The organism is Salinimicrobium catena (assembly GCF_900102915.1).
In the GTDB taxonomy this organism is placed as follows: domain Bacteria; phylum Bacteroidota; class Bacteroidia; order Flavobacteriales; family Flavobacteriaceae; genus Salinimicrobium; species Salinimicrobium catena.
In genome coordinates this window covers 1-12084 of record NZ_FNGG01000002.1, presented here as the reverse complement: position 1 = coordinate 12084, position 12084 = coordinate 1, and the positions used below count along the sequence as shown (strand labels likewise).

Below are 12084 nucleotides of genomic sequence, written 5' to 3'. Positions count from 1 at the left end.
CCTTTGTTGTTTTTGAATAAAGAGTGATTTAAAATTCTTCGGTTCCTGTAAATTTTCTTCTGATCATCTTTTCTACAAACACTATGAGAAATAGAGCTAGGCCAGCCAGCATTATTCTCACCCAGGAACTGAGTCCTATGGGGGCTGAGTGAAAGAGATTGTTCATAAAGGATGTATGAATAAAAATCAGCTGTAGTACCAGCATTGCAAACGCTCCATAGTACACCCACATGTTAGAGAACCACCCAATCTCTTTAATTGACCTTCTTAAAGAGCGACAGTTAAAAAGATAGAAAGCCTCCATAACAATAAAAACAGTGGTCGCGACGGTTTGAGCTTTGGGAAGGTCGGCTCCTATTGAGATTTCATACCGAAATAAAATAAAAGCCGCTAACATGATCAAGGTACCTACCAACAGTGTTCTAAAAATCAAAGGAATAGTGAGGATGGGCTTATTGACCGGGGTAGGTGGTCTATCCATGATACCTGGTTCTTTAGGCTCAAACGTAAGCATGAGTCCCAGCAGGACTGCGGTTGTCATATTTATCCATAAGATTTGTACAGGAGCCAGAGGCAGCCGGGTAGCAAAAATGATACTGGCAAGTATCACCAGGGCCTCTCCCAGGTTGGTGGGCAGGGTCCAGACTATGAACTTGGTGAGATTATCCAAAACTCCCCGCCCTTCCTCAACAGCTGCTTCAATTGAAGCGAAATTATCATCGGTAAGAATCATATCAGACGCATCTTTAGCCACTTCTGTGCCTGCCATTCCCATAGCAATTCCAATGTTGGCTTGTTTAAGTGCCGGCCCGTCATTAACCCCGTCTCCGGTCATTGCCACTACCTTATTCTTAGCCTGCAATGCCTTAACCAACCTAAGTTTTTGATCAGGGCTCACCCTAGCAAAAACCGACACTTCTTCTGCTACCCCGGGCAGTTCCTCATCCGATATTTTTTGTAGTTCCACACCGGTCAGAGATTTTAATCTTCCATTTTCAGTTTTGCCCCTTAATCCCAGTTGTGCAGCTATGGTAGCGGCCGTAAGGGCGTGATCGCCGGTGATCATTTTCACTCCTATTCCTGCCTGTTGACAAAGCTTGACAGCATTAATAGCTTCTTTCCTGGGTGGATCGATCATGGCCTGGAGACCAATAAAGATCATACCTTCTTTTACATCATCATGACTAACCCTGGTTTTGGAGGGATCGAATTCCTTAACAGCAAAAGCCAGGACCCGAAGGCCGCCTGAGGCCATATCTTCGGCGGCTTTTTCCACCTTGATTTTATCTATTGACGCAGATTGCCCCGTGTTGTCTGCCATATAAGAACAGGCCTTCAATACGGCCTCAAGAGACCCTTTCATAAACAGGATATTCTTTTCGTGTTTATGAAGAGTGGCCATGTACTGATTTTCTGACTGAAAAGGAATCTCATCTATCCTGGGGTAATAATGATCTATATAATGATCTTCTATACCGGCCTTTTCTGCGGCACTTATCATTGCAGCTTCTGTAGGGTCTCCTTCAGAAATCCAGCGACCCTCCACCTCTTTGATCCTGCTATCGTTACAAAGAACTCCTCCTCGCAGAACAGACTGCAGAGCGGGTTTATTGTCCATTCTTACCTCTTCCCCTTCAAACAACACCTTGCCTTCAGGCTTGTAACCTATTCCTGTAATTTCAAACAACTCTCCCCCGGCCATTATTTTTTGAACAGTCATTTGGTTCTCAGTAAGGGTTCCCGTTTTGTCTGAACAGATCACGTTGGTGCTCCCTAGAGTTTCCACGGCCACCAGTTTACGAATAATAGCCCGTCTCTTAGCCATTTGGGCAACTCCAATGGCAAGCATGATGGTTACAGCAGCCGGAAGACCTTCGGGTATGGCCCCTACCATAAGAGCCACGGCTACCATAAAGGCATTGGCCAAACTTTCTCCGTTTAGATAGGCTACGACCAGGATCAAACCGGCAAGGCTAAGGATCACCCATAACAGTACACGGCTAAAATTTTTGATCTTTAAGGTTAGCGGGGTGTCCAGTTCCTCTGCAGTGGCAATTGACTGGTTGATCTTTCCTACCTCTGTACGATCTCCCGTGCTTACCACAATACCCTTTCCCGTTCCATAGGTAACCATTGTGGTAGCAAAGCCAAGATTTTTACGGTCCCCGATGATGGCCTCAGCATCAACGAGTTCAGTGCTTTTTTCAACAGCCACCGATTCTCCGGTAAGTGCCGATTCATCAACCTGCAGGTCTTTGATTTTTATTAATCGCAGATCGGCCGGCATTTTATCTCCTGATTGTACCATCACAATGTCCCCCGGAACTAACTTAACACTGTTTATCATCATCTGTTTTCCGTTGCGTATAACGGTAGAGTTAGTGCTCATGCTTTTCGAGAGGGCGTCTATAGCTTTTAATGCTTTTGTCTCCTGTATATAGCCTATTATGGAATTAATCAGCACCACGGCAAAGATCACAGCAGCATCAAGGTATTCGCCCAACAACAGGGTAACTCCGGTGGCAGCCAGTAAAATGTAAATAAGCGGCTGGTGAAACTGAAGCAGAAAGCGTACCAGGCTGCTCTGGCGCTTTTTGGTAGAAATCCGATTTTCGCCGTAACGTTCTAATCGGGTTGTAACCTCCGCATCAGAAAGCCCTTTTTTAAGATCGGTATCCAGTTCCCTGGCGACCAGATCGGGTGTAACAGTATGCCACTCCACTTTTCGCATTTCCATATCAATTTTATAAGAACCAGGAGGATATCGGGAAATAAAGGCTTAAAAATCACCTTTTAAGATCATCATTATTTTAAAGTAAAGGCCTTAGATAGGGATATTTAAGATACGGAATTTTAAGAAGAAAAATAAAAAGCAGACCTGTAAGCCGGATTCTGTTCTCTGATCCCGAAAGACCAGAGCCCTTATCATTTATCTGAAGCCTTTGTTACCAAAGACCTTTAGCTGCCTACCCTCCGGCAACGGACGGGCGATCCTTAACAGCCGGTATACATGGCATTGCACCGCATAGAGTTTACCTGATTTCACTACAGCATTACCTGTACATTCTTTCTGTTGCACTTGTCCTCCCTCCCAAAAGGAGGTGATGGGTGTTACCCACTATGCTGCCCTGTGGTGTCCGGACTTTCCTCTCCAAAATAATTCAGAGCGATAAGGCGGTCTGCTTACCGACAAAGGTACTTAGAAAAAGTACTTTTGTTCTATTTTTTCATCAATATTCAGATTAAAAACCATGCCACATGTGAACACTTAGCTGTGGATAAAAAGGAAGGAATTCCTCCCCCTTTCGGTTTTGTATTTTTATATTTGTCTTTTAAATTTTCTCAATGGAACATTTTGTAGTATCGGCCAGAAAGTATCGCCCCCAGACTTTTAAGGATGTGGTGGGCCAACAAGCTATAACCAACACGCTGCTAAATGCCATTGAACACAACCACCTTGCCCAGGCCCTTCTTTTTACCGGTCCTCGAGGGGTTGGAAAGACCACCTGCGCCAGGATCCTGGCGAAGAAGATCAACCAGGAAGAGAGTCAGGATCCAAATGAGGATTTCGCGTTCAATATTTTTGAACTCGATGCCGCGTCCAACAACTCTGTTGATGACATAAGGAATCTTATAGACCAGGTAAGGATACCCCCGCAGGTTGGAAAATATAAGGTGTATATCATTGATGAGGTGCACATGCTCTCGCAGGCGGCCTTTAATGCTTTTTTAAAGACCCTTGAGGAACCGCCAAAACATGCCATATTCATCCTTGCAACTACAGAGAAGCACAAGATCATTCCTACTATTTTGAGTCGTTGCCAGATCTTCGATTTCAAGAGGATCACCGTGCAAGACGCAAAGGAATATCTTGCGTATATCGCCCAACAGGAAGGTGTGAGCGCAGAAGATGACGCCCTGCATATCATAGCCCAGAAAGCCGATGGAGCGATGAGGGACGCGCTCTCTATCTATGACCGCGTAGTGAGCTTCAGCGGAAAAGAGCTCACCCGGCAGGCAGTGACCGAAAACCTGAACGTGCTGGATTATGATACTTATTTGACCGCGACCGATCTTATCCTCCAAAATGACATTCCCCAGCTGCTTTTGCAGTACAATGAGATCCTGTCACTTGGCTTTGACGGACATCATTTTATTGCCGGCCTTGCCTCGCACTTCAGGAACCTGCTGGTTTGCCAGAATCCGAAGACCATCAACCTGCTGGAAGTGGGAGATAATACCAAAGCCCAATATTACGAGCAGGCCCAAAAGGCTTCGGCCCAATTTCTACTGAAGGGAATAGAGCTGGCCAACGAATGTGACCTGCAGTACAAGAGCAGCCGCAACCAAAGACTATTGGTGGAGCTATGCCTGATGCAGCTTGCCTCTGTCACTTTTGGCGGAGAAAAAAAAAACGATAATTCGTTCATAATCCCTCCCTCCCATTTTTCACAGCCCCCGGTACCTACCCCGGCTATGAAATTGTCACCCAAGGAGAAGGAGGTGATCACCAGTAATGAATACGGAAAAGGAGCCTCGGCCCCGCCGCAGGAAGCCCAGCTTCCCCAAAAAGGCAGCGCGACCTCAGAAAATTGCGCCCCGGAAACGGCAGTAAAAGAACCGGAACCTGATATATCTTCCCCTTCTCCTGAAGCGGAAAAAGAGCCGGCTTCCTCTCCAACTTCAGAAGTAACGCAAACAAGTGGACCTTCCGCAGAAACGGAAAACAGGATCACCAAGAAGAAAGTTTCCGGGCTTTCTCTAAAAAGCATTCAGAAGAAAAAAGAGCTGGAAGCACAGAAAAGGGAGGCTCAAAAAGAACAGGTGATCGAAAAGAACGGCGAGTTCACCGAGAAGGAAATGCAGGAGGCCTGGCAGGAATTCGCTGCCCAGCAGATCGAAAAAGGGGAAAAGATCCTCGCTTCGATCATGCAGACAGATACCCCGGTGCTGAAGGGAAAGGATATTTGCATCGAACTGCCAAACGAGACCATGAAATTAGAACTGGAGCGGGTACAGTATTATTTAATGGGATTCTTAAAGGACAAACTTCAGAACACTCACATTCAGCTTAAGGTAAAGGTAAATGAAAAGGCGGAGAAAAAATTCGCTTTTACGCCCATTGAGAAATTTCAAAAACTGCAGGAGAAAAATCCGCTTTTAGAAAAGCTACGAGCCACATTTGATCTAGATATTTAAGACATGCTTGGACTAAAATTACCGACAGACCCAAGATGGGTGAACATTGTAGAAAAGAACATTGAGGAGATCCTTACAGATCATGCCTACTGTGAACAAAAGGCAGCATCAACGGCGATCTCACTGATCGTAACCCATCCTGAATATTCTGAACTGGTCACGGCAATGACCGCTCTCGCCAAAGAAGAAATGAGCCATTTCAAAATGGTGCACGACAAGATCCTGGCAAGGGGCTACACTCTTGGAAGAGACAGGCGCGATGATTATGTGGTAAAACTGATGACCTTTTTCCCAAAAGGAGGCAGCAGGATCACCAATCTTATTCACCGGTTACTTTACGCCGCGCTAATTGAAGCCAGAAGCTGCGAAAGGTTCAGGCTGCTTTCAGAAAATCTGGAGGATAAGGAACTGGCCAATTTTTACCGAAGCCTGATGGTGAGTGAAGCCAACCATTACACCATGTTCCTCAACTTCGCCCGAAAATATGGTGACCGTAAGGAGGTGGATAAAAAATGGCAGGACCTACTGGAGTTCGAAGCAGAGATCATGAAAGACCTTGGGAAGTCCGAGACTATGCACGGCTAGCCTCTTCCTTGCTTTCCTGGTAAAGTGACCTGATGATACCATCTGACAGTCCGATCTTTGGCACGTATATTCTGCGGGCCCTGGTCCATTTCATGGCAGAGAGATAGATCTTAGCGGCCGGCACGATAACATCGGCCCGGTCCTGATTAAGGTTGAGCTCTGTGATCCGTTCCTCGTATGTCAAGGATTGTAGTAACTGATAATAAGAACTCAGGTACAGAAAGCTAAGAGGTTTTCCATTTGCCTTTCCGCTGCTTTTAAAGATGTTATTGATGTTTCCACCTGACCCGATAAGGTCAATTTTCGTGTATTCTTTAGTTACCTTTTTGATCCAGTCTTCCACTTCATTCCACACACTTTCAGGAACCATCTTGTTTAACAGCCGAACTGTTCCCAGCTTAAAAGATCGTGATGTGATGGTTTTGCCGTTAGAGTACAGGGTAAATTCTGTACTACCACCACCTACATCGACATAGAGATAGGTCTTATCTGTCTGAATAAGAGCATGAAGGTCGGTCGCGGCGATAATGGCCGCCTCATCCTTTCCGTCAATGATATCGATCTCGATACCGGTCAATTCTTTGATCTTTTGAGCTACAGCTTCCCCGTTTTCAGATTCCCTCATAGCCGAGGTCGCACAGGCCCTGAATTTTTCGATCTTATGGGAGCGCATCAACAGTTTAAAAGCCTGCATCGTATCGATCATCCTCCTGATATTCTCTTCAGAAATCGCCTTTGATAGGAAAACATCAGCCCCAAGCCTGATTGGCACCCGCACAAGAGAAGTTTTCTTGAACATCGGGTCTCTACCTTCCTGTTCCGTAATAGTAGAAATGAGCAGTCTCACGGCATTGGAACCTATATCTATGGCGGCATATTTCTTCTGAACGATCAAATCTTATTCTTTTTCAAGTTTCTTTAAATAGTAATCATATAGAGCGAACTGGGACCTTAACTGAGGCTTGTTGTTCCTGCGGTATGCATTGTCCTGTTTAATAGACAATACTCGGGCCTTTACATTATCACTCCAGCAGATCTCAAAGGTCTCGATGATCTCTTTTTGTATATCACTGTCGTAAATAGGACAACTCACTTCTACCCGGTAATCAAGATTACGGGTCATCCAGTCTGCCGAAGAAATGTACACCTTCGGTTTCCCGGCATTTTCAAAAATAAAGATCCTGGGGTGCTCCAGGTATTTATCAACGATACTTATTATCTGGATATTTTCACTCATGCCCTCCACTCCCGGTATAAGGCAACATATTCCGCGAACTATCAGCTTAATTTTCACCCCTGCCCTGCTGGCTTCATACAATTTATCAATAAGCGCAAAATCTGAAAGGCTGTTCAGCTTCAATCTTATTCCTGCCGGTTTTCCCGCTGTGGCGTTCTCAATTTCAGTAGAAATGAGCTTGATCAAGGCGGTTCGGGTATAGTGGGGTGAAACGATCAAATGTTTATACCTGCTAACCTTGTAGTTAACTTCAAAGAAGTCAAACACCTTGTTCACCTCTTTTAGGATTTCCTGGTCGCTGGTAAAGAGTGTAAGATCTGTATACACCCTGGCGGTAGATTCATTGAAATTACCGGTGCTTATGAATCCGTATCTTTTGATCTTGCCCTGTTCCAGCCGCTCTACCACGCAGGCTTTACAATGCACCTTTAGGCCTTTTACTCCAAAAATAAGGTTTACGCCTTCTTGCTGCATCTGTTCGGCATAGTTAATATTGGCCACTTCATCAAAGCGTGCCCTTAGTTCGATCTGCACCGTAACTTTTTTGCCGTTTTTGACAGCATTTATCAATGAGCTGGCTATGTGGGAGATCTTGGCCAGACGGTAAATCGTGATCTTTATAGTCTTAACTGCAGGATCAAGAGCTGCTTCCCTTAAAAATTTTACGGTATAGGAAAAGGACTGGTAAGGGGTGTGCAGTAGAAAGTCCTTTTCGGCTATGCCTTTGAAAAGGCTGCCCTGTAGTACGAGCCCCGGCATCGCTAAGGGCTCGTATGGTTTGTACAGCAATTCTTCACTCCCAAGACTGGGAAAATTCATATAATCACGGCGGTTGTGATACCTCCCGCCCGGAATGATACTGTCTGTTGCGTCGATTTCCATTTTACGCATCAGGTACTGCAGCGTATCCTGCTCAATGTTCATGTCATACACGAACCGCACCGGTTCACCCTCTATCCTTTCCTTAACGCTCGCCGAGATCTTTTCAATGAAAGATTTGCTCAGGTCACTGTCAATATCCAGTTCTGCATCCCTGGTTATCTTGATCATATGGGCTGTAATGCTCTCGTACTCGAAAATATTGAAAATGGAATGCAGGTGAAACCTTATTAAATCATCCAGAAGTATTACATATTGTTTTTCACCTTCCTTTGGCAACACCACAAAGCGTTCTATGCTCCTTGGTATCTCAATAAGCACATATTTCTTCTCTTTCAGGGGTTTGTTGACCAGCGGAGAATTTCCTTTTTTGGGAGCCGGTTCTTTCATGATCATCTTCACCGCCAGGTAAGCCGCACTGTCTTTCAACCTCGGAATTTCGGGAAGATCATTAAGGATAATGGTCACCAGGGCCGGACTCACCTTTTGTAGAAAGAAGTTCTTCAAAAATGCCTGCTGCGATTTAGGCACCTGCTTTTCATTGATGATGTAAATATTGTGATCCTTCAGTTTATTCTGAATGGAATCCAGGATGCTGAGACTTTCGCTTTGCTGATCGATCACTATCTGGGTGATCTCCTCCAGCAGTTTGTTGGCCTTGATCCCCCCCAAGACGCTTTTACCTCCCTTTCCGGCGAGATCTATGCGTTTGATCGTGGCATATCGTACTTTAAAGAACTCATCAAGGTTATTGGAAAAGATCCCGAGAAAGCGCAGTCGCTCTATCAGCGGAACGGTCTTATCTGCAGCTTCCTGTAAAACACGCGCATTAAATTGCAACCAGCTTAGTTCCCTGTTGATATACTGATTTTCTTCCATAGATTACCTTAAGTTCTTCGGAAATAAATATAAGATTGTTTTTCCGTCTTTGAGGTTTTTCCAGGAGTCGGTTTCAAATTCAAGAACAGTAAGACCTGTGGTAGGGATATTATCAAATTCCTGATCTCCCAAATGATTAACCACACTGGTCATGGCTGGATTATGACCAAAGACCATCAGGTTTTCAACAGAATCATCACAGGTTTGGATGGTCTTTAACAATTGGGAGCCGTTGAAGGTGTAAAGCTCTTTCTTGACATGGAAATCACCATCGCTAATGTTGAGCTTATCTTTAAAGATCTTCGCAGTGGTTAGCGCCCTTACCGCGTAACTGCTCCAAAGGATAAGAGGTTCATCCCTGGTAGCCACGTAAGCCTTTGTCACAAGATCAGCATCTTTAAAACCTCTTTTTTTAAGGGGCCGCTGGTCATCGGGCAGGTTTTCTTTCCAGGAGGATTTTCCATGTCTTACTAAAATAAGTCTTTTCATGATCAAGGTGCTAAGCGGTCCATCTTCCAATTATCATTTTCTTTGCTGTAGTAGATCCTGTCGTGAAGCCTGTTAGGCCTGCCCTGCCAGTACTCGAATTCCAGGGGAATTACCTTGTAACCTCCCCAATAAGGTGGTTTGGGCACCTCCTTTCCCTCATATTCAGCTTCCAATTTCTCCAGGCGTTTTTTAAGGAATTCCCTGGATGGGATGATGGAGCTTTGAGCTGAAGCCCATGCTCCTAACTGGCTGCCCCGGGGCCGGGACTGAAAATATTCCTGAGCCTCTTCTTCGGAAGTTTTTTGCGCTATTCCTTTTATGATCACCTGTCGTTCTGAGGTTGGCCAAAAGAAAGAAAGGCAAACTTTAGGATTTTCAGAGATCGATTTTCCTTTTTCTGAAAGGTAGTTCGTATAGAAGACAAAGCCTTCCATATCATATTCCTTTAAAAGGACCACCCTTGATTTAGGAAATCCGTCAAGACCGACTGTGGAAACAGTCATGGTGTTGATCTCTTCTACTTCTTTATTTGTTTCAGTTTCTCTTATCCAGTAGTGAAAAAGTTCGAACGGATCTGAGGGGAGTTCGTCCTCAAGCAACTGGTGCTTTTGGTACAATTTTCTGTAGTCGTGAAGCTTGTTTTTCATATTGCCAATTTACAGGAATTCTTACAATTTCTGAAATTTATTACCTCTATAAGGAGCTGAAAATATTTGTAAGAATTGATTTTTTCAGTTAATCAATTTCGGCTCAGTATCCCATCAAAAAAACAGTAAAGAATCAGTTAAAGATCCCTCAACATCCTGTAAGGAATTCCTTCTAAACAGCCCAAAATTTTCTGTCTATAATATTGTTAAAAACCTAAAATTTTATGCCAAAATACTAGTCTTAACGAACTGTTAATGTGTATTTTGTCCGTTAAACCTCACACTACATCTAAAAGATTTGAATTTTCTTTTTTTAACAGATTTAAGCGCTAATTTTACTTTGCAGAAGGTTCAAAAACCTTTGCCAGAATTGCCCCACTACCCCCCAAATATCTAGTGGATTTTGTAAGAAAACAAAGAATGTCTTCAGATTATCCTTCCCTGCGGATAATATGAACTTAACCAAAAAACCAACAAAAAATTGAGCAGTCACCTTTTGATGTTTTTTCCCTTTTAAAATTGAGGAAGGTCATTGTAATTCAAAACATTTTCGACTATGATTTGGAAAACTACTCTAGCTAAAATTTTCCTCCCCCTTAAAAACGTGAAAACAACTTTTCACCCGGGGAAGCTTTGGGAAAATTCAAAACCATCAGGATTTGGCATCCTGATGAGCTTCTTATTTACAGCTTCTTTTGCTGTGAACGCACAGACTTCAGGTACTATTGAAGGAGATGACTGTATCACTTTTGACAGTTGCCCGGGAGATCAAATTGTCTGTGCCAACAATTATGATGAAAATGGCGTTTTGGGTGCGTATGTTTCCTGGGAAAACCCGGTTGTGACCCAAACCTGTACTAACAACGGGAGTGAAGGAAATTTCCAAATGCTGTTTGAACTTAATGAGCAACTATTAACAGAAGAATGCTGGGAATTTAATTTCATTTCCAGGGTAGGAGGAAATGGAGGACATATTAAATTATTTTCAGGAGTAGATACTGACGGTGACCAGAAATCTAAAGTAGTTACTCCATTTTTAATGCTCAATCCCGGTTCACAAACTTCTTTTGATTTAAATTATAAGGCGCCAAAAGGAAATGAAGACTATAGTTATACAATTGAACTGTTTCTGGTAGACCTAAACGGAAATGAAATTTCAGCAGGAGATGCGATTACCGTTACAGAAAACCAAAAACGATATATTTTTAATACTCCTAACACTACTAGTGGTATTTACAGACTGAAATATGTGTTCACCTACGATCCGTTAAAGGATAAACCCTCTAATGCCAATACAGGGGACACCCTTATTGCCGTAAATGGGATGCTCTATGATGATGGCTGTACCGGCGGTATAGATTTCACAGTTACGGCACCACAACAAGGATTCTACCCTGTAGGATCACATGACCTGCAGTATGTAGCCACATATACCTCACCCAGTGGGGAAGTTAAACAAAAAACCTGCTCTTTTAATATTACCGTTACAGCTCTTGAAGTCCAATTCACAAACGTAACTCCGGTAGCCTGTGACGGCACCGGCGGTTCTTTCACCGCTACAGCCAGCGGAATCAATGGAAGCGGAACTCCTCCTTATGAGTATAGCATTGATGGCGTTAACTTCCAGGACAACGGGAATTTTAGTGATTTGTCCGAAGGCTCATATACGGTATCGGTAAACGATGCCACAGGTTGCTCTACTCAGGCCGAAGTCATCGTAGATAAACTTGCAACCGTTACAGCAAATATTTCAGGTAACGAACTACTGACCTGTGCAAATCCATCTATTACTTTAGATGCAGGAGGATCAACTGTACAGGGTACTGCTTCTTACTCCTGGAGTACGGGAGCAACTTCCCAGACAATCAATGTTACAGCGGCCGGTGACTATTCTGTAACAGTAACCGATACCAATAGTGGCTGTAGTGATACCGCTACAGTAACAGTAATAGAAAATATGACTCCTGCGGTGGCTACCATAACAGGAAATGAAACTTTGACCTGTGATGTGACTTCAGTGACCCTGGATGCTTCCGCTTCAACTGCAGATGGAAACTTCACTTACCTGTGGAGTAACGGATCTACCGATCCTTCCATTACAGTAACTGAACCAGACACTTATTCGGTTACAATTACAGGGGAGAACGGATGTGAGGATACTGCTTCTGT

7 protein-coding genes, 1 other RNA gene and 1 pseudogene are annotated in these 12084 nt (G+C 43.9%); 3 read left to right on the top strand and 6 right to left on the bottom strand.

Features of this window, described 5'->3' with window-relative positions; translation table 11 throughout:
* Positions 1 to 28: 28 nt before the first annotated feature.
* Entirely contained in the window at positions 29 to 2731 is a 2703-nt protein-coding gene (locus BLS64_RS04675) for a cation-transporting P-type ATPase (RefSeq protein ID WP_218124598.1), read from the bottom strand.
* A gap of 134 nt (positions 2732 to 2865) precedes the next feature.
* An RNA gene (gene rnpB / locus BLS64_RS04670) (RNase P RNA component class A) lies at positions 2866 to 3186 on the bottom strand.
* Between the two features lie 159 nt (positions 3187 to 3345).
* Here rnpB and BLS64_RS04665 point away from each other — a divergent pair.
* Positions 3346 to 5199: a DNA polymerase III subunit gamma/tau gene (locus BLS64_RS04665; protein ID WP_093112361.1), complete on the top strand. Its 1854-nt coding sequence runs from the start codon at positions 3346 to 3348 to the stop codon at positions 5197 to 5199.
* Positions 5200 to 5202: 3 nt separating this feature from the next.
* Positions 5203 to 5784 carry a tRNA-(ms[2]io[6]A)-hydroxylase gene (gene miaE, locus BLS64_RS04660; RefSeq protein ID WP_093112359.1) on the top strand — a complete coding sequence of 194 codons (582 nt, stop codon included), beginning with the start codon at positions 5203 to 5205 and terminating at the stop codon, positions 5782 to 5784.
* On the opposite strand, the gene BLS64_RS04655 is transcribed toward miaE, so the two are convergent.
* From BLS64_RS04655 to pdxH, 4 genes are read right to left on the bottom strand one after another with little or no spacing between them, the layout of a single operon-like run.
* Positions 5771 to 6679 carry a Ppx/GppA phosphatase family protein gene (locus BLS64_RS04655; protein WP_093112357.1) on the bottom strand — a complete coding sequence of 303 codons (909 nt, stop codon included), beginning with the start codon at positions 6677 to 6679 and terminating at the stop codon, positions 5771 to 5773. The two genes, miaE and BLS64_RS04655, sit on opposite strands and share 14 nt — an antisense overlap.
* A gap of 3 nt (positions 6680 to 6682) precedes the next feature.
* Positions 6683 to 8779 (bottom strand): polyphosphate kinase 1, encoded by a 2097-nt coding sequence (ppk1, locus tag BLS64_RS04650; RefSeq protein ID WP_093112355.1) that lies wholly within the window; start codon positions 8777 to 8779, stop codon positions 6683 to 6685.
* A gap of 3 nt (positions 8780 to 8782) precedes the next feature.
* Complete coding sequence (locus BLS64_RS04645; RefSeq protein WP_093112353.1) at positions 8783 to 9268, bottom strand: SixA phosphatase family protein; 486 nt, start codon at positions 9266 to 9268, stop codon at positions 8783 to 8785.
* A 2-nt stretch (positions 9269 to 9270) separates the two neighbouring features.
* Positions 9271 to 9915, bottom strand: a complete 645-nt coding sequence (gene pdxH, locus BLS64_RS04640) for a pyridoxamine 5'-phosphate oxidase (protein ID WP_093112351.1) — start codon at positions 9913 to 9915, stop codon at positions 9271 to 9273.
* Between the two features lie 604 nt (positions 9916 to 10519).
* Between pdxH and BLS64_RS04635 the strand changes: the two are divergent.
* A pseudogene (locus tag BLS64_RS04635) lies at positions 10520 to 12084 on the top strand (hypothetical protein); the annotation flags it as partial.